Source organism: Pseudodesulfovibrio hydrargyri, assembly GCF_001874525.1.
Taxonomy (GTDB): domain Bacteria; phylum Desulfobacterota; class Desulfovibrionia; order Desulfovibrionales; family Desulfovibrionaceae; genus Pseudodesulfovibrio; species Pseudodesulfovibrio hydrargyri.
This window is the reverse complement of record NZ_LKAQ01000001.1, coordinates 627,050-643,426: the sequence shown is the minus strand read 5'-3', so window position 1 is coordinate 643,426 and position 16,377 is coordinate 627,050. Positions and strand designations below refer to the sequence as shown.

Annotated in this window: 18 protein-coding genes; 6 read left to right on the top strand and 12 right to left on the bottom strand. The window is 65.5% G+C overall.

Annotated elements, in window-relative coordinates; translation table 11 throughout:
• Positions 1-80 precede the first annotated feature (80 nt).
• The gene (locus BerOc1_RS03020) at positions 81-488 is read left to right on the top strand and encodes a rhodanese-like domain-containing protein (protein WP_084641027.1); all 408 of its coding nucleotides are present in this window, start codon (positions 81-83) and stop codon (positions 486-488) included.
• On the opposite strand, the gene BerOc1_RS03015 is transcribed toward BerOc1_RS03020, so the two are convergent.
• Genes BerOc1_RS03015 through BerOc1_RS03005 form a run of 3 tightly spaced genes read right to left on the bottom strand, consistent with a single transcriptional unit; the run spans position 481 to position 3,353 of the window.
• Positions 481-2,529, bottom strand: coding sequence for an ATP-binding protein (locus BerOc1_RS03015; RefSeq protein WP_071544230.1), 2,049 nt, complete (start codon positions 2,527-2,529; stop codon positions 481-483). The two genes, BerOc1_RS03020 and BerOc1_RS03015, sit on opposite strands and share 8 nt — an antisense overlap.
• Positions 2,526-2,945 (bottom strand): response regulator, encoded by a 420-nt coding sequence (locus BerOc1_RS03010; RefSeq protein ID WP_071544504.1) that lies wholly within the window; start codon positions 2,943-2,945, stop codon positions 2,526-2,528. The genes BerOc1_RS03015 and BerOc1_RS03010 overlap by 4 nt, the downstream gene beginning before the upstream one ends.
• Positions 2,946-2,999: 54 nt before the next feature.
• Positions 3,000-3,353 (bottom strand): DsrE family protein, encoded by a 354-nt coding sequence (locus BerOc1_RS03005; RefSeq protein WP_071544229.1) that lies wholly within the window; start codon positions 3,351-3,353, stop codon positions 3,000-3,002.
• Between the two features lie 186 nt (positions 3,354-3,539).
• Between BerOc1_RS03005 and BerOc1_RS03000 the strand changes: the two genes are divergently transcribed.
• Positions 3,540-4,094 (top strand): cysteine hydrolase family protein, encoded by a 555-nt coding sequence (locus BerOc1_RS03000; RefSeq protein ID WP_071544228.1) that lies wholly within the window; start codon positions 3,540-3,542, stop codon positions 4,092-4,094.
• On the opposite strand, the gene hgcB is transcribed toward BerOc1_RS03000, so the two are convergent.
• From hgcB to BerOc1_RS02975, 5 genes are all read right to left on the bottom strand, one after another.
• Complete coding sequence (gene hgcB, locus BerOc1_RS02995) at positions 4,091-4,378, bottom strand: mercury methylation ferredoxin HgcB (RefSeq protein ID WP_071544227.1); 288 nt, start codon at positions 4,376-4,378, stop codon at positions 4,091-4,093. The two genes, BerOc1_RS03000 and hgcB, sit on opposite strands and share 4 nt — an antisense overlap.
• Positions 4,379-4,389: 11 nt before the next feature.
• A complete protein-coding gene (gene hgcA, locus BerOc1_RS02990; RefSeq protein ID WP_278248040.1) occupies positions 4,390-5,541 on the bottom strand; it encodes a mercury methylation corrinoid protein HgcA in 1,152 nt (383 codons plus the stop codon).
• A 50-nt stretch (positions 5,542-5,591) separates the two neighbouring features.
• Positions 5,592-5,909, bottom strand: a complete 318-nt coding sequence (locus tag BerOc1_RS02985; protein ID WP_071544226.1) for an ArsR/SmtB family transcription factor — start codon at positions 5,907-5,909, stop codon at positions 5,592-5,594.
• 75 nt (positions 5,910-5,984) lie between these two features.
• Positions 5,985-6,908: an EamA family transporter RarD gene (gene rarD, locus BerOc1_RS02980; protein ID WP_071544225.1), complete on the bottom strand. Its 924-nt coding sequence runs from the start codon at positions 6,906-6,908 to the stop codon at positions 5,985-5,987.
• Positions 6,909-6,989: 81 nt separating this feature from the next.
• Positions 6,990-8,414, bottom strand: a complete 1,425-nt coding sequence (locus BerOc1_RS02975; protein ID WP_071544224.1) for an aminotransferase-like domain-containing protein — start codon at positions 8,412-8,414, stop codon at positions 6,990-6,992.
• Between the two features lie 139 nt (positions 8,415-8,553).
• On the opposite strand from BerOc1_RS02975, the gene BerOc1_RS02970 reads away from it, so the two are divergent.
• From BerOc1_RS02970 to BerOc1_RS02955, 4 genes are all read left to right on the top strand, one after another.
• Positions 8,554-9,264 carry an AzlC family ABC transporter permease gene (locus BerOc1_RS02970; protein ID WP_071544223.1) on the top strand — a complete coding sequence of 237 codons (711 nt, stop codon included), beginning with the start codon at positions 8,554-8,556 and terminating at the stop codon, positions 9,262-9,264.
• Positions 9,249-9,575 (top strand): AzlD domain-containing protein, encoded by a 327-nt coding sequence (locus tag BerOc1_RS02965; RefSeq protein ID WP_071544222.1) that lies wholly within the window; start codon positions 9,249-9,251, stop codon positions 9,573-9,575. The genes BerOc1_RS02970 and BerOc1_RS02965 overlap by 16 nt, the downstream gene beginning before the upstream one ends.
• 9 nt (positions 9,576-9,584) lie before the next feature.
• Positions 9,585-10,274, top strand: a complete 690-nt coding sequence (locus BerOc1_RS02960) for an aspartate/glutamate racemase family protein (protein WP_071544221.1) — start codon at positions 9,585-9,587, stop codon at positions 10,272-10,274.
• Positions 10,275-10,414: 140 nt separating this feature from the next.
• A complete protein-coding gene (locus tag BerOc1_RS02955; RefSeq protein ID WP_084641025.1) occupies positions 10,415-12,286 on the top strand; it encodes an AMP-binding protein in 1,872 nt (623 codons plus the stop codon).
• Between the two features lie 23 nt (positions 12,287-12,309).
• Here BerOc1_RS02955 and BerOc1_RS02950 read toward each other — a convergent pair whose 3' ends face one another.
• The 4 genes from BerOc1_RS02950 to BerOc1_RS02935 form a co-directional block, all read right to left on the bottom strand.
• Positions 12,310-14,517, bottom strand: coding sequence for a response regulator (locus tag BerOc1_RS02950; RefSeq protein ID WP_084641024.1), 2,208 nt, complete (start codon positions 14,515-14,517; stop codon positions 12,310-12,312).
• A 212-nt stretch (positions 14,518-14,729) separates the two neighbouring features.
• On the bottom strand, positions 14,730-15,275 hold the full coding sequence (locus BerOc1_RS02945; protein ID WP_071544219.1) for a peptidylprolyl isomerase: 546 nt from the start codon (positions 15,273-15,275) through the stop codon (positions 14,730-14,732).
• A gap of 127 nt (positions 15,276-15,402) precedes the next feature.
• Positions 15,403-15,792, bottom strand: coding sequence for a response regulator (locus tag BerOc1_RS02940; RefSeq protein WP_071544218.1), 390 nt, complete (start codon positions 15,790-15,792; stop codon positions 15,403-15,405).
• Between the two features lie 194 nt (positions 15,793-15,986).
• Positions 15,987-16,229 carry a hypothetical protein gene (locus BerOc1_RS02935; RefSeq protein WP_071544217.1) on the bottom strand — a complete coding sequence of 81 codons (243 nt, stop codon included), beginning with the start codon at positions 16,227-16,229 and terminating at the stop codon, positions 15,987-15,989.
• Positions 16,230-16,377 lie beyond the last annotated feature (148 nt).

Below are 16,377 nucleotides of genomic sequence, written 5' to 3'. Positions count from 1 at the left end.
TCCGGGCGGGTATGAGACAATGGAGGCCGCGCCTGTTCCGGGTGCGGCCTCTTTTCCTATAAGCGTTTCGGAGGACCCGAGTGAATCCACGATATATCGTTCTCATCCTGGCCGCGCTGTCCGTGGCCTTTCTCCTGTACAGGCAATACGGCCAGGCCGCGCCGGAGGGCGTCGCCGCGGTGAGCGCGGCCGAGGCGCGGGCCGCTCTGGCCGCCGACCCGGATATCCGCGTGCTCGACATCCGGACCCCGGCCGAATACGCCGAAGGGCATGTCCGGGGCGCGCTGAACATCGACTTCATGGGCGCGGATTTCGTAAAGCGGCTGGGCGAGCTCGACCCGGACGCGAAGTATCTCGTCTACTGCCGGTCGGGCAACCGCAGCGCCCGGGCCATGAAGGTCTTCGGGCGGCTCGGCTTCACCCGGATTCTGCACATGTCGAAGGGGATCAGGGACTGGCAGGGGCAGGGGCTGCCGCTGGTCAGATAGGCCTGTCGGCGGCTGTCGTGCACACGGCGTCGAGCAGCTCCCAGGCGTCGAAGGGCTTGGTCATCACCCTGTTCATGCCCGCGGTGAGGAAGCGCTTGCGGTCCTCCTCGCCGGAGTAGGCGGTCAGGCCGATGATCGGGATGTCGGCATCGATGCCCTCGGCCGCGCCCGAGCGGATGATTTCCGTGACCTCCATGCCGTTGATGACCGGCATCTGCACGTCCATGAGCACCAGGTCGAAGCCGCCGTCCATCAGGGCGTCTATGGCCTGCTGGCCGTTGTCCACCACGGTGGCGGCGTGGCCGTGGTTGCGCAGCAGCTGCGAGGTGGCCAGGGCGTTGACCTCCTCGTCCTCGGCCACGAGGATATTCAGGTTCAGGCGGGCCTTTTGCTCGGCCAGGCCGGCGTCGGCCCGGTCCGGACAGTGGCGCAGGGGCACGGTCAGGGTGAAGACCGAGCCCTCGCCCGGGCGGCTCTCCAGGCCTATGGTCCCGCCCATGATCCCGGCCAGCTTGCGGGAGATGGCCAGCCCCAGCCCAGCGCCGCTGTAGCGCTTGGTCATGTACTCCTCGCCGAGCATGAAGCTTTCGAACACGGCCTCCCGCTTGTCGTCCGGGATTCCCACGCCGGTGTCGGCCACCGCGACGGACAGGCTGATCCGTTCCGGCGCATTCTGGACCGGTTCCCAGCTCGCGGACACCGTGACCGATCCGCTCTCTGTGAATTTTACGGCGTTGTGCACCAGGTTGATGAGCACCTGGCGCAGTTTCTCCGCATCGCCCCGGACCAGGGCCGGAAACCCCCGGCCCAGTCGGCAGTGCAGGCGCAGCCCCTTGGCCTCGGCCTGGTGAAGCAGGGGATCGACCGCCGAGCGGATGATGGCGGGCAGGTCGAAGTCCACGCAGTTCAGGCCGGTGCCGCCGGATTCGATGTTCGACAGATCGAGCAGCGAGGAGAGGACCCCGGACAGGTGGGCGCTCGATTCCAGGCTGAGCCGCAGGTATTCCCGCTGCTCGTCGGTCAGCCCTTCGGTGCCCAGGAGCAACTGGGTCATGCCCATGATGCCGTTCAAGGGCGTGCGCAGTTCGTGGCTCATGTTGGCCAGGAACTGGCTCTTGGCCCGGTCGGCCTGCCGGGCCTCGCGCATGGCCCGGATCAGGTCCGCCTCCATGCGTTTGCGCTGGATGAGGTACCAGACCCGCTCCATGATCAGGGCGAGCTGGACCGCGTCGGCATCGGTGTAGTCCTCGTCCTTGTTGGCCACCCCGACCAGCATGCGGATGCGGTCCTTTTCGATGATCGGCACGTTCATATGCCGGACGAGGGGGACGTGGCCCTCGGGGGTGCCCCGTCTGTCGGGACTGTTGTGATAGTCGTTGGTGATGATCGCCCGGCGCTCCCGGATGGCGTCGGCCCACAGCCCGGCCCCGTCGATCCTGAAGGCCCGGGACGGATTGCGCACGGTGCATTCGCCCAGGTCCGGCACGGACCAGGGGCGCAGGCGCAGTTCGGACTCGGCCTCGTCCAGGAAGCCGATGTAGCCCATGCGGCTGTCGGTCATGTACACGCTCTGGACCAGGGCGTAGTCGAGAATTTCCTCCTCGGTGCGGTCGAACATGCGCGACAGGGTGTACAGGGTCTTGAACCGCTGTTCGTCCAGGTCGGATTGCATCTCGCGCCGACGGCGCACGGTGATGTCGCGCAGGATGATCACGAACAGGGAGTCGCCGTCCAGTTCAAGCGCGTGGGAGCGGATCTCCACGGGCGTGGCCCGGTCCTGTCCGCACAGGGTATGCTCAATGCGCCGGGAGCCCGTCTCGAACAGGCTCTGGCCCTCGGCAAGGGCGGCGAAATTGGTGATGACCCGGCCCGGGGTGCGGGCCAGAAGTTCCTCTCGGGTCATGCCGAGCAGGACGCAGGCGGCCTCGTTGGCTTCGATGATGCGGGCTTCGCTTGGTTGCCTCCCCTCCGTCCGGCAGGCCAGGGCGGCTTCCGGTTCCTGCAGTTTGAGGATGTTGCGGAGGAGATCGGCGCTGCTCATGGTTGAGGCGTCTCCCCCAGGGTGCGGGCGACGAATTTGAGCAGCGGAACCTTGCGGATCGGCTTGGCCATGAAGTCCGAGCAGCCTGCCTTCATGGAGCGTTGCCTGTCCTCGGCGAACGCGTTGGCGGACACGGCCACGATGGGCACGGGAGACAGGCCGCGCTCCTTCTCGAAGCTGCGGATCTCGCGGGTGGCGTCGAGGCCGTCCATGACCGGCATGAAGATGTCCATGAGCACCAGCTCATAGGAGCCCTTCTTGAACCGGGCCACGGCCTCGCGCCCGTTTTCGGCAAAGTCCAGGGTGTAACCGGAGTCGGTGAAATACAGGGAGAGGAGCATCTGGTTGCTCTCCGAGTCCTCGGCGACGAGGATGTGCACGGGTTTGTCCGGCCCGTCGTCCCTTGCGGGTGGCATGCTGTTCACTATCGTCTCCCTGTTGTCCGGTTTCCGTACTGTGTGGGCGACTGGTCAGAATGTCAACTGCGTCCAGCCGCTTTTCAGCATTTCGGTAAAGGGTTCACCAACATAGAGTACGTTCGCTCCCAGGGTTTCGAGTTCCTCGACCACCCCGTAGTTTTCGGCGCACGCCCGGCAGGCCCAGACCTCCACGCCGTCGGCCATCATCTCCCTGAGGCGCGCCCGGACGGGTTCGTCGCTGGCCACGAGCGGGGCCGTGGGGCCCCAGATGATCAGCCGGACCTGCTTCCACCAACTCTTGTTCACGGCATTCTGGGTGTACATGAAGACCAGATTGTCGGCCACTTCTGGGTTGGGGGAACTCCAGATGACGCACAGGGCGTCGCGCGCGGGGATATCATTCATCGTCAAGCCTGTGAGCGGCGCTCTTCGCACCGGTTAATAGTTTGATTATCCAATACATAGCCCAGTGGAGTTTTTGTGGCAAGCCTTCAGATGATGAATATTGGATACATTGATGGGCGTATCGGGGAAACCGATTGGACCCCACCCGGAGGGAACGGGTATGGTGGCGTCAAAACGGAGGTGCCCATGAAAACGGCCCTGATGCTCATCGATCTGCAAAACGACTATTTCCCGGGCGGGCGCATGGAACTCGTCGGTTCCGAGTCCGCCGCCGCCCGCGCGGCACGGGCCCTCAAGCTGTTCAGGGAGCGCGGCCTGCCGGTCGTCCACGTACGCCACGAGGCGCTTCAGGCCGGGGCGGCGTTCTTTTTGCCCGGCACTGCGGGCGCGGCCATCCACGACGCGGTCACGCCCGTTGACGGCGAGCCGGTGGTCACCAAGCACTACCCCAACAGTTTCCGCGAGACGGACCTGCTCGAACGGCTGCGCGAGGCGGGGGCGACCCGCCTGGCCGTGGCCGGGATGATGACCCATATGTGCCTGGACGCCGGGGTGCGCGCGGCCGTGGACCTCGGCTTCGAATGCGCGGTCCTGTCCGACGCCTCGGCCACCCGCGACCTGGAGTTCGACGGCCGGATCGTCCCTGCGGCCCAGGTGCACGGCGCGTTCCTCGCGGCGCTTCAGGCCGCCTACGCGCCGGTCATAACCGTGGACGAGATGCCGTCGTTCCTCGGCCTCTAGCAGCAGGCGGAATCGACCTTGCGGCCGGTAAGCTTGTGCAGCCAGACCGAGATGAGGTAGGAGGCGCAGCCCACGCCGGGCGTGACCGTGACCGCCCGAACCGGGCAGTTGGTGGCGCAGGCCCCGCACTCCATGCAGGCATCCGGGTCGAGGATGGCCGCCTTTTTCCCGCGCATCTCGAGGATGCGGTGCGGGCAGACCTCCACGCACGAGCCGCAGCCGACGCAGGCGTCCGTATCGAGCGCCAGGGTGGCCACGCCGTCCAGATAACGGAAATTCTTCATCACGGCCTCCTTTATTTGAGAAACGGCGCCGCCAGCCACAGAGCCAGGGCCGCGAGCCCGGCCAGCGCCTGGAGCGGGATGCCCCGGCGCATTTCCTTTTCCACGCCCGAGGGCGAGGTGTACGGCGTGGAGCCGGTGAAGTTCATGGCCAGATAGGACGACACGGCCGTGGTCCACAACAGGACGGCCAGGGGTTCGAGCAATCCGTTCAGCGGCAGCAGCAGCGCGGCCGCAAGTCCGGCCACGGCGCCGGTGAGCGCACCCTTGGGCCAGAAGGAGCGCCACGGCAGCCGGTCGAGGAGCAGGGGCACCGCCGCGCAGCCCGCCAGCACGCCGAACAGGGTGGCCAGCAGGGCATTGAGCCCCCGGTGCCACAGCGCGGAGAGCGAGAAGACGTCCGGGCCGATGGCCGAGAGCAGGAAGAGCGCGGGCAGGGCCCAGGCCAGGGACTTCCAGAGCAGGAATATCTCCACCGGGATGAGCACGGCCCGTTCCTTCAAGGGGAAGGTGACCATGCGCATTTCCCGGTCCGCCTGGTTGCCGTTGGCCAGGAATTCGGGCAGGTCTTCGGCCCGCACAGGGCCCCAGATCACTTTGAAGCCGCACGCCTTTCTGACCTCGCGTCCGGCCACGCCCGTGGCCCCGAGCTGGGGCAGGATGAGGTCGCGGTGTGCCGCCACCTGGTGGAGTCGGGAGCGGTTCACGCTGTAGACGATCTCGTCGGTGGCGAACAGTCCCTTGCCCGCCGCGCACCACACGTTGATGCCGCGCGTGTCCGCCACCAGCAGCCAGGCGTCGATGCCCGCCAACTCGCGGCGCACCGCGTCGAAGGTCAGCTTGTAGTTGGCCGTGACCAGGACCGGGGAATCCGGGGTGGGATCGCCCACGCAGTACAGGCCGGGCACGACCTTGTAATCGCTGCGGGTCGCCCCAAGCCGGGCCAGGGCCGTGCCCAGCCGGTCGGACGGAAGCATGCGGGTACGCACGCGCGGCACCGGCCCGACGGGCGTGTCCACGAATCCGTCCACGAACGGCTTTATGGCGTATCCCGGTTTTTCGAAGACCCCGGCACGGGGGTCGGGCCTGGGGCCTCAACAGGGCGCGTCGTCCTCAGGCGAGACGGGGGGACAGAGGGCTGCCGCGCGGGCCTGGGACGGGGCCATCAGCTCCAGAGGCTTGAGGTCTTTTTCCTCGGGGCGGGGCGTTAACGGATTCATGAGGCCTCCGGCGTTATCGACAGGAGCGCGCGGATGAGCGGCCCGAACCGGTCCATGGTTTTCCGGTTCACGCAGTAGCAGGTCCGGGGCCCTTCCACCTCGCCGCGCACCAGGCCGGCGTCGCGGAGGACCTTGAGGTGCTGACTGACCGTGGATTGGGCCAGGGGCAACTCGCCCACGAGCTGCCCGCAGGTACAGCTGTGCTCGGTCATCAACTGCCTGAGGATGCGTATGCGGGCCGGGTGGGCCAGCCCCTTGCAGACCTCGGCCAGGAATGTTTCGTCTTCACTGTGCAGGGGAGGAGTAAAAAACATGGCGCCTCCGGGGTTGCATTATCGTAAATCGACGATAGACGATAGCCATGTGATTGTCAACGGTTGTCCGATAGTTCAGGCCGCGGGTCTGGCCCCGGCCAGGCGGCGCTGGGCGCGCATGGTCATGACCGATTCCGCGGTGTACACGGCCAGGCCGGACCAGATCAGGGCAAAGGTCAGCAGGTGGCTGGCGTTGAATGGCTCCCGGTAGACGAACACGCCGAGCAGGAAGGCGATGGACGGGGCCAGGTACTGGAGCAGGCCCAGGGTGGTCAGCTGCAGCCGCCGGGCGCCGTAGGCAAAGCCGATGAGCGGCGAGGCCGTGGCCACGCCCGCGCCCACGAGCAGCAGGTCCACGTCGAGCCCCTGGTGGAACAGGGCGGACGCCCCGTGGGCCTGGAGCCAGAGGATGTAGCCCAGGGCAAAGGGGCCCAGGACCATTGTTTCGAGGAACAGGCCGGGCAGGGACTCCACCGAGGCGATTTTGCGCAACAGCCCGTACAGGCCGAAGCTGATCGCCAGGGCCAGGGATATCCAGGGAAGCTGGCCCTGGGCGACCACGGAGTTGACCACTCCCAGGGCGGCCAGGCCGATGGCGATCATCTGGAGCGGACGCAGCCGTTCGCGGAGGAAGACGAAGCCGAGCAGGACGTTGACCAGGGGATTGATGTAGTAGCCCAGGCTGGTGTCCAGGACGTGGTCGTTGTTCACGGCCCAGATGTACAGCAGCCAGTTGAACCCGATCATCAGCGAACTGGCGGTCAGGATGAGCAGGTCGCGCCTGGATCTGAGCGGCACGAGGGTCTCGCGCCATCCCCGGCGCAGGGTCAGGATGATCGCGATGAAGATCAGGGACCAGACCACCCTGTGGCAGAGGATCTCGAAGGGATTCACGGTGATCAGGGCCTTCCAGTAGACAGGAAGGAGTCCCCAGCCGAAGAAGGCGGCCAGGGCGGCGGCAAAGCCGTAGGTTTTCTGCTTGGGATCGATTGGGGGCATGGGGTCCTCTCTCCGGGTGTCGGAGCGAGAAGATACTCGGGGACGCGGACCGGGTAAAGTCGGAAATGGTGATGGCCCCGATCAGGGGCGGCACATGGACCCGGCCAGCCTGCCCAGGGTGCGCACGCCCCGTTCCAGATCATCGGTCCACGGGTAGCCGCAGCTCAGACGGATATAGTTGGAAAACTTGTCCTGGGTGGAGAAGATGGCTCCGGGCGCTATGCCCACGCCCTCGGCCCGGGCCTGGAAGAACAGCTCCACCGAGTCCACGGACTTGGGCAGCTCCAGCCAGAGGACCGCGCCGCCCACCGGGTGGGTCACCCGGGTCCCGGCCGGGAAATGGCGGCCCAGGTGGAGCTGCATGGTGTCCATCTGCCGCTCCAGGTCGGTGCGCAGCTTCTTGAGGTGGCGCTCCATGCGGCCCTGGCGCAGGTATTCGGCGATGGCCATCTGGGCCGGGGAGGAGCTGGACACGTTGGTGGTGGCCTTGATCTCAAGCGCCTTCTGGCGGTACCGGCCGGGCAGCATCCAGCCCACTCGGAAGCCCGGCGCTATGGTCTTGGAAAAGGAGGAGCAGAGCAGGACCAGCCCCTTTTGGTCGAACTGCTTGTAAGTCCCCGGCCGCTTGGGGCCGAAGTGCAGGTCCGTGTACACGTCGTCCTCCACCAGGGGGATGTCGCGTCTGGCCAGCATGGCCACGATCTCCTCCTTGGCCTCGTCCGGGGTCAGGCTGGAATCCGGGTTGTTGAAGTTGGGCGCGAACACGCAGGCCGCGATGTCGAAGGTCTTGAGCGCCCGGGCCAACTCCTCGGGCGCGACCCCGTGGTCCGGGTCGGACGGCACCTCCACGGCGCGCAGCCCCAGGGTCTCGAGCAGTTGCAGGAAGCAGTAATAGGTGGGCGACTGGATGAGCACGGTGTCGCCCATGCGGCAGGTGGAGCGCAGGGAGATGTACAGGGCCTCCAGGCATCCGGCGGTGATCAGCGGGTCGTCGGGGTCGGCCGGGATGCCGAACTCCATGGAACGGTAGGCGATCTGGTGAATGAGCTTTTGGTCGCCGGGGATGGGCGCGTAACCCATGGCCCGCTCGGGCTCGGCCCGGACCATGGCCGCCGTTATCCGTCCGAGCTCGCGCAGGGGCATGCGCTGGGGGCCGGGCGCTATGACGTCCAGCGCCACGCGGTCCGCCGCGCCCACGGATTCGAGCACGCTCTGTATCAACCCTATGCGGGTCACCGGCCTGGGCTGGGCCAGGGGCGCGGGCGCGGTCTCGGTGCGCGGCAGCCGCTTGGATTCGCGGCGCACGAAGAATCCGGATCGGGGCCGGGCTTCGATGACACCCTTGCGTTCGAGTTCCAGGTACGCCTGGTTGACCGTGGAAACGGACACCCCGAGCTTGGCGCTCAGGGAGCGCAGGGAGGGAAGCTTGTCGCCCAGCCCGAGCGCGCCCGCGTCGATCATGGACATGACGTTCTTCTCCACGTTCCGGTAACGGTATGTCTCCATGGTTCACCTGAATCTGTTTCGTATGCTTTTTGTTTGAACTGTATCTGTACCGATTACAGAAAATCGGCTTTACTGCAAGGCACGGATACAGCAGATTAACCGGGCCATGGCCTGAAAACCGTTTGGAGAGAGGCTGTTCATGACCACCAAAGCCCTTGCCGGAGAGCAGTCCGGTTCCCCCATGATGGCCGCCGCCCGGCAGGTGGCGCCCATCGTCATGGGCTACCTGCCCGTGGGCGCGGCCTACGGGGTTCTGGCCCAGCAGGCCGGGCTTTCCCTGCTCAACACCGTGCTCATGTCGGTCCTGGTCTACGCCGGTTCCGCCCAGCTCATCGCCGTGGCCATGTTCGCGGCCGGGTTGAATCCGGTATCGATCATCGCCACCACCTTCGTGGTCAATCTGCGCCACCTGCTCATGAGCGCGTCGCTCGCCCCGAACCTGAAAAGCTGGAACAAATGGGAACTGGCCCTGTTCGCCTACGAGATCACGGACGAGTCGTTCGCCGTGCACTCGGTGCGTTTCGCGCGCGGCGACCTGAACAAGACTACCTGTTTCGGCATCAACGGCCTGGCCCAGATATCCTGGGTGCTGGCCTCGTTCGCGGGCTATTTCGCCGGGGCGTCCATCCCGAGCGTGGAGCCGCTGGGCATCGACTACGCCCTGCCCGCCATGTTCATCGCGCTCCTGGTCATGCAGATGAAGAACGGTCTGCACGTCCTGGTGGCCGGGTTCAGCGGGTTGCTCGCCCTTGTTCTGAACCAGGCCGGGGCGGACCAGTGGTCGGTCATCCTGGCCACGGTCATCGGCGCAACCTTTGGCGCGGGAGTGGAATCATGGACCAGAAAATAGTCTTTTTGACCATCGTCGGCATGCTCGCCGTGACCTACATACCGCGCATGGTGCCGCTGGTTGCATTGGCCTCCCGGACCCTGCCCGAACCCGTGGTCCGCTGGCTGTCCTATGTTCCGGCCGCCGTGCTCGCGTCCATGCTCTTCCCGGCCTTGCTGCTCAAGGACGGCGGTGTGGACGTTTCCCCGGACAACTACTTTCTGTGGGCGGCCGTCCCGGCCTTCATCCTGGCCTGGCGGACCAGGTCCTTTTTCGGCACCGTGGCCCTGGGCATGGCCCTCGTGGCCGCGGGCCGTCATTTCATCGGATAGGAGCGGATCATGAAGACCATCGGACTGATCGGCGGCATGAGTTGGGAATCCTCCCTGGAATATTACCGGATCATGAACGAGGCCGTGAAGGCGCGCCTGGGCGGCCTGCACTCGGCCCGCATCCTCATGAACTCCGTGGACTTCGCCCCCTTGCGCGAACTGATGCGAGCGGACGACTGGGCGGCCGTGGGCGGCCAATTGGCCGACGCGTCCCGCGCACTGGAACGGGCCGGGGCCGAACTCATGGTCATCGGCACCAACACCATGCACAAGGTGGCCCCGGAGGTGGAGGCGGCGGTCTCCGTGCCGCTCGTCCACATCGCCGACGCCACGGCCGAGGCGGCCCGCGCGGGCGGCTTCTCCCGGGTGGCCCTGCTCGGGACCGCCCTGACCATGGAGGACGACTTCTACGTGGGCCGCCTCAGGGGCCATGGCTTCGAGGTCCTGGTGCCCGAAGCCGAGGACCGCAAGCTGGTGGACCGGGTCATCTTCGACGAAATGTGCAAGGGGTTGTTCCTGGACGGCTCCCGCACCGAGTTCGTGCGCATCATCGACGGGCTGGCCGCCCGGGGGGCCGAGGCGGTGGTCCTTGGCTGCACCGAGATCGGCCTGCTCGTCCGTCCCGGCGACACCGGTGTGCCCACCCTGGACACCTGCCGCATTCACGCCGAGAGGGTGGTGGAGATCGCCCTGGGCTGACACCGGCCCGCTTCGCCCGGTCAATCCCGGCTGTCCGGCCGTTGCCCCCATCCCGCGCTTGACGCGCTCCCGTAACGTGATATGCCATGTTGGCGTGCCGCGGGGGCCCGCTTTTGTCTCATGATCATCGGGGAGGGTGTGTGAGCGAGACTGCCGACATGACCTTGAAGGATTTGCTGAACCGTTCCGTGGAGCGGTTCCCGGACCGCGTCGCCCTGTCCTTTGTGGACGGCGAGCCCATGACTTACGCCCGGTTCGGTCTGCTCGTGGAAGAACTGCAAACCGTCCTGCGCGGCATCGGCATCAAGCCCGAGGACAAGGTCGCCCTGATCGGCGAGAATATGCCCAACTGGGCCATCGCCTACTTTGCCGTGACCTCCATGGGGGCCATCGTGGTGCCCATCCTGCAGGAGTTTCACCCCAGTTCGGTGCATCACATCCTGCGCCACTCCGAGGCAAGGATGGTCGTGGCCTCGCGCCGCTACATGGACAAGGTCGAGGGCGAGAACATCCCCAGCCTCGAGACCGTCATGGTCATGGACGACTTCTCCATGGAGGATGGGGAGGGCACGCGGACGACCTACCGCGAGGCCCTGGAAAACGCTGGCGAGCGCATCGAGCAGTTCGCCGAGGCGGCCCGCGAGCGGGTGGAGCACCTGGGCGAGGCAGCCCGGGACAAACTGTCCGACTCCGCCAGGGAGAAGATGCACAAGTTCAGCGACAGCGCGCGGGAGAAGATGGGCCGGTTCTCCGACTCCTACAAGGAGACGGTCAAGGAAACCGTGGAATGGTTCAGCGCCTCGGCCCGCCGGTTCATCGACTGGAAGACCGGCAAGCCGTTCGAACTGACCGACGACCACGTGGCCGCCATCCTGTACACCTCGGGCACCACCGGCCACTCCAAGGGCGTGGTCCTGACCCACCGCAACCTGGTCCAGAACTGTATTTCCGGGGTCAACACCATCCCGGTCTTCGAGACCGACCGGTTCCTGTCCGTGCTGCCCATGGCTCACACCTACGAGTGCACCGTGGGGCTGCTCATCCCCATTCTGTCCGGCAGTTCGGTCTTTTACCTGCAGAAGCCGCCGACTCCCAAGACCCTGCTGCCCGCCATGCAGAAGGTCAAGCCCACGGTCATGAACGTGGTTCCGCTGATCATCGAGAAAATTTACAAGAGCCGGATCAAGAAGAAGCTGACCGGCTCGGGCGTGACGCGCGGGCTGATGAAGATCGGCGTGACCCGGCGCAAGCTCTCCCAGGTGGCGGGCAAAAAGCTCATCGAGGCGTTCGGCGGCGACCTGCGCTGCCTGTGCATCGGCGGGGCCCCCCTGGCCCCGGAGGTGGAGCTTTTCCTGATCGACGCCAAAGTACCCTACGCCAAGGGGTACGGCATGACCGAGTCCGCGCCCCTGCTGGCCGGGATCAACACGGACGACCAGCGGTTCAAGGCCATCGGCCCGGCCGTTCCGGGCGTGGAGCTCAAGATCGACGACCCCGACCCCGAGACCGGGGAGGGCGAGATCCTGGCCAAGGGCCCGAACATCATGGTCGGCTACCACAAGGCCCCCAACGACACGGCCGGGACCTTCACCGAGGACGGCTGGCTCAGGACCGGCGATCTGGGCAAGTTCGAGGATGGCTACCTGATCCTCAAGGGACGGCTCAAGAACGTGGTCATCGGCCCCAGCGGCGAGAACATCTATCCCGAAGAGGTGGAGTCCATCATCAACGCCAACGACTATGTCCAGGAATCCCTGGTCCACGAGTCCGGCGGCAGGCTGGTGGCCCGCATCCACCTCAACTACGAGGCCCTGGACGAGCAGTTCGACGTCAAGAAGATGATCGAGTCCGAGGTCCGCGAGCGCGTGCGCAAAATCCTCGACGGCATCCACCAGGACGTCAATTCCAAGGTCTCCTCCTTTGCCCGGCTCAACCGCGTGGTCGAACAGACCGAGCCCTTCGAGAAGACGCCCACCCAGAAGATCAAGCGGTTTTTGTACACCGACCAGTAGCGCGGCGCAGGGCGCGCCGCGAGCTAGTGCGATGTTTGGGCCGTCCTGGCCAGCGCGGTCTGCAGGTCTTCCATGTCCACGGGTTTGGCCAGATAGTCGTCCATGCCCGCGGCCAGGAACCTTTCCTTGTCGCCCAGCATGGCGTAGGCCGTCATGGCGATGATCGGGATGGACTTGTTCGCCTCGCCCGCCTCGCCGTCCCGGATGCGCCTGGTGGTCTCCACGCCGTCCATGACCGGCATCTGCACGTCCATCAGAACCAGGTCGAAGGGATGCTCGCGCAGGGCGTCCAGGGCCTTTTGCCCGTCCATGGCGGCCACGGCCTCGTGCCCCAGCCGCTTGACGAGTTTGTTGGCGGCGATCATGTTGACCGGATCGTCCTCCACGACCAGCACCTTGAGCGGGGAGGCAGCCTCGCTATCTCCGGCGGGCCGTACGGCCTCGGGCGCAGTGTCCGGGGCGTGGTCGGCCAGGCCGAACGGGATGTTGATGTAGAACGTCGTTCCCAGCCCCTCGTTGCTTTCCACGCCGATCGTCCCGCCCATGAGCCCGGTCAGGCGTTTGGTTATGGCCAGCCCCAGCCCGGCCCCCTGGTATTGGCGGGAAAAACTGGAGTCGGTCTGAGTGAACGGGGTGAAAAGGGCCGCCAGCGCCTGGTCGCCGATGCCGATTCCCGTGTCCGAGACCGTGAACAGCACGCGGCGCTCGTCCGGCCCCGCTCCCGGCATGGGCATGGCGTCCACCTCCACGGCCCCCCGGTCGGTGAACTTGATGGCGTTGCCCACGATGTTGCTGAGCACCTGCTGCAGGCGGGGGGCGTCGCCGAGCAGTTCGGCGGGAATGCCCGGGTGCACGCGCACCCGGAAGTCCAGCCCCTTCTCCCTGGCGCTCGGGCCGAAGAGCTGGGCAATGGCGTCCATGGCGTCTTGCAGATCAAAGGGGTCGCGGACCATGGCGATATGCCCCGCCTCCACCCTGGACAGGTCGAGGATGTCGGAGAGCAGCCGGGTCAGCCGGTTGCTGGACAGGATGGCCGTGCCCACGTACTCCGCCTGTTCGTCGTCCAGCGGGGTCATCTCCATGAGCTGGAGCATGCCCACGATGCCGTTGAGCGGCGTGCGGATTTCGTGGCTCATGTTGGCCAGAAACGCGGATTTGGCCTCGTTGGCGGCTTCGGCCGCCTCCTTGGCGTCCTTCAGCCTCCGTTCGTTGCGCCGCAACTCCCAGGTGCGCGCCGCGACCTGACGCCGCAGGGAGTGGTTGAAGAGGATCACCCCGACCAGGAGGAGCAGGACCGTCAGGAAGATGGCGGCGATGCCCTTCAGATTGCGCTCGAAGAAGCCCGGCTTGCGCTCCAGGTTGAGGGTCACCCACTTGTTGTAGATGGCTTGGCGCTGCTTCTCGCCGATGGTGTTGAGGACCTTGTCCAGGATCGACCGGAGCGGGGCCTTGGATCTGTTCACCGCGAACCGCAGGTCCCAGTGGAAATCGAGTTCCGCGTCGTAGCGGAGATTGGTGATGCCGTATTTCTCGATCAGGTAGCTGGCCATCATGTAGTCCACGATCGCGCCCTGGGCCGCGCCCGCCGAGACCTTGAGCAGAACGGTCAGGTCGTCGCCGCAGTTGACGATCCTGGCCCCGGGATAGTGCCGTTTCACGTAGTCCAGGCTGGAATACCCTTCGATTCCGGCCAGGGTCATGGAGTTGAGCTGGTCCAGGGATTTCATGCGCGGGCTCTTGGTCCGGGTCAGGATGACCAGCCGGGTCTTCAGGAAGGGCTGGGTGAAGGCGAGCACCTTTTCGCGCTCCTCGGTCTTCTGGCACGCACCCACCAGATCGTACTCGCCGGTCATCAACCCGTGGTAGTAGGGGCCCCAGCTGTCGTAGTAGACGCGCTGGAAGCGGACGCCGAGCCTTTCCTCGAATATTCCGATGTAGTCGGAGACGATCCCCTTGTGCCGCCCGTCCTCCATGTAGTCGCCCGGCGGCCAGGAGGGATTGGGGCCGTAGCGGATGGCGTCCTTGTTGGCTTCGAGCCAGGCGGTTTCCTCGAGCGTCAGACGGAGGGACGGATCGGGCGTTGCAAGGGCTTGCCCCGTGGCCGCCAGCAGGAGGCAGGCGAGCAGGACCGGGATGAGAGGCCGCGTGTTGCGGACCCGCAAGCGGGGCTCGGGTGAGTGGCGCTGTCGGACGACGTGCCGGTTCGGGCGTGTCTCTCTGTCTGCGGCCATGGCGGGTCCGTGCCGAATCCGTGTTCGTTCGTTGGAGGAAGCGGGACAACTCCGATCATCGCCATCAAAACAAAAAACATCGACGATGTCCAATGGCAAATATTCAGTATGCGTAGGAAGGGGCTGGAGGCGCGGGGCGGAGAGGGAGGCTGGAAGAGGGAAGGAAGGGGGGAGGGAGCCCTGTCGAAAGGCCCATCCTCCCCCGGAATGGTTTACTTTACGTCGGCGGCCACGCGCAGGCGGACGATCTTGTCCGGGTTGCTGACCATGCCGCTCTGGCCGGTCCCCTTCTTGATCTTGTCCACGAACTCCATGCCCGAGGTGACCTGGCCCCAGACCGTGTACTGGCCGTCGAGGAACGGAGCCGGGGCAAAGCAGATGAAGAACTGGCTGTCCGCGCTGTCCGGGTCCGTGGCGCGGGCCATGCCCACGGTGCCGCGCTGGAACGGGGCGTTGCTGAACTCGGCGGGCAGGTTCTGGCCGGAGCCGCCCCGGCCGGTGCCGGTGGGATCCCCGGTCTGAGCCATGAAGCCGTCGATGACCCGGTGGAAGACGATGCCGTCGTAGAATTTCATGCGCGCCAGTTCCTTGATTCGGGCCACGTGTTTGGGGGCCAGGTCGGGGCGCATTTCTATGACCACCCGCCCGTCGGCGAGATCCAGGTAGAGGGTGTTTTCCGGGTCCTGGGCCTGGGCGGCCGGGCAGGCCAGCAGGACCATGACGGCGCAGGCGAAGAGGGATTGCAGCAGGATTTTCATTTCGCTCCCGTGGGTTGTGTTTGCATGAGGCGGCGCGGCCCGAGCGGGCCGCGTCCCCACGGATGTAGCGATTTTCGCCGGGGAATGGAAGCCGCGGGAAGCGGTTTTCGCGCGGGGCGGCGTCGGGTCAGTTGTTCAGGTGCTTGCCGCCGTTGCCGAGGCAACGGGCGATGTAGCCCTGCAGTTCCGCGCGTTCCAGCGGCTTGGCCAGGAACAGGGTGGCACCGAGCTTGAGCAGGTTGGAGATGTCGCTTATGCCGACCACGGCGGACATGATGATGATCGGCAGGTCGTTGAACTGCTGGTCGCCGCGCAGGGTCTTGATCAGCTGCTGGCCGTCCATCTCGGGCATCATGATGTCGGTCAGCAGCAGGTCGATGTCGTTGTTGGCCATGAGCGTTTCGTAGGCGTGCTTCCCATGCGGGCTGACAAATGCGGTGTGCCCCAGCTCCTCGACGATCTTGGCGGCGAGTTTCTGGGATATGCGGTCATCCTCGGCGATCAGTATCTTGGCCATGGCCGACCTCCCCTCGTTTTGGCGCGGCGTTCGATTATGGTGGGCGATAAGAAATTGAGATTAGCAGACAACGGCCGCCGTGTCATCGGTCTTGGCGATGCCCATGCACAAAAAATAACGGGCTGGCGTCTGCCGGGGCTGGGAAGGGAAGGGACTGGGGGGCCGCGTCCGCCGGGGCGGGCGCGGCCGGGAAATCAGGCCTTTTCGACGTGCATGACGTCACCGAAATCACAGGTGACCTTGTAGTTGCCACCACTGGTCTCGACGACGAAATCGTTGCCGGGGAACAGGGTGCAGGCGGCCGCAAAGCCATCATTGATCATGATATCCTTGGCCTCGCCATTGGATTCGAACCTGACCGTGGTTCCGTCAGCGAGGGTGATCATTTCTCCATGATGGACATCGACGGGCAGATCGGCTTCGGTAAAAGATGACATACTATCCTCCTGAGTTATGGAAAAGACCCCACCATGGTTTGGGCTATACACCTTGAAAAGGGAAATGAACAGCCAAAAAGGGAAGGAGGCGGCGCGGGGCTGGTTTTCGACGGGCAAGTGATGTATGAGTCATTCCAGGAGATATGCC

Excerpts from the sequence above, each read along its gene's own strand:
- BerOc1_RS03005 (WP_071544229.1), bottom strand. The coding sequence starts at position 3,353 with ATGAATGATATCCCCGCGCGCGACGCCCTGTGCGTCATCTGGAGTTCC.
- BerOc1_RS02940 (WP_071544218.1), bottom strand. The coding sequence starts at position 15,792 with ATGGCCAAGATACTGATCGCCGAGGATGACCGCATATCCCAGAAACTC.
- BerOc1_RS02935 (WP_071544217.1), bottom strand. The coding sequence starts at position 16,229 with ATGTCATCTTTTACCGAAGCCGATCTGCCCGTCGATGTCCATCATGGA.
- BerOc1_RS03015 (WP_071544230.1), bottom strand. The coding sequence starts at position 2,529 with ATGAGCAGCGCCGATCTCCTCCGCAACATCCTCAAACTGCAGGAACCG.
- BerOc1_RS02945 (WP_071544219.1), bottom strand. The coding sequence starts at position 15,275 with ATGAAAATCCTGCTGCAATCCCTCTTCGCCTGCGCCGTCATGGTCCTG.
- hgcB (WP_071544227.1), bottom strand. The coding sequence starts at position 4,378 with ATGAAGAATTTCCGTTATCTGGACGGCGTGGCCACCCTGGCGCTCGAT.
- BerOc1_RS02985 (WP_071544226.1), bottom strand. The coding sequence starts at position 5,909 with ATGTTTTTTACTCCTCCCCTGCACAGTGAAGACGAAACATTCCTGGCC.
- BerOc1_RS03000 (WP_071544228.1), top strand. The coding sequence starts at position 3,540 with ATGAAAACGGCCCTGATGCTCATCGATCTGCAAAACGACTATTTCCCG.
- BerOc1_RS02960 (WP_071544221.1), top strand. The coding sequence starts at position 9,585 with ATGAAGACCATCGGACTGATCGGCGGCATGAGTTGGGAATCCTCCCTG.
- BerOc1_RS03010 (WP_071544504.1), bottom strand. The coding sequence starts at position 2,945 with ATGCCACCCGCAAGGGACGACGGGCCGGACAAACCCGTGCACATCCTC.
- BerOc1_RS02965 (WP_071544222.1), top strand. The coding sequence starts at position 9,249 with ATGGACCAGAAAATAGTCTTTTTGACCATCGTCGGCATGCTCGCCGTG.
- BerOc1_RS02975 (WP_071544224.1), bottom strand. The coding sequence starts at position 8,414 with ATGGAGACATACCGTTACCGGAACGTGGAGAAGAACGTCATGTCCATG.
- BerOc1_RS02970 (WP_071544223.1), top strand. The coding sequence starts at position 8,554 with ATGACCACCAAAGCCCTTGCCGGAGAGCAGTCCGGTTCCCCCATGATG.
- rarD (WP_071544225.1), bottom strand. The coding sequence starts at position 6,908 with ATGCCCCCAATCGATCCCAAGCAGAAAACCTACGGCTTTGCCGCCGCC.
- BerOc1_RS02950 (WP_084641024.1), bottom strand. The coding sequence starts at position 14,517 with ATGGCCGCAGACAGAGAGACACGCCCGAACCGGCACGTCGTCCGACAG.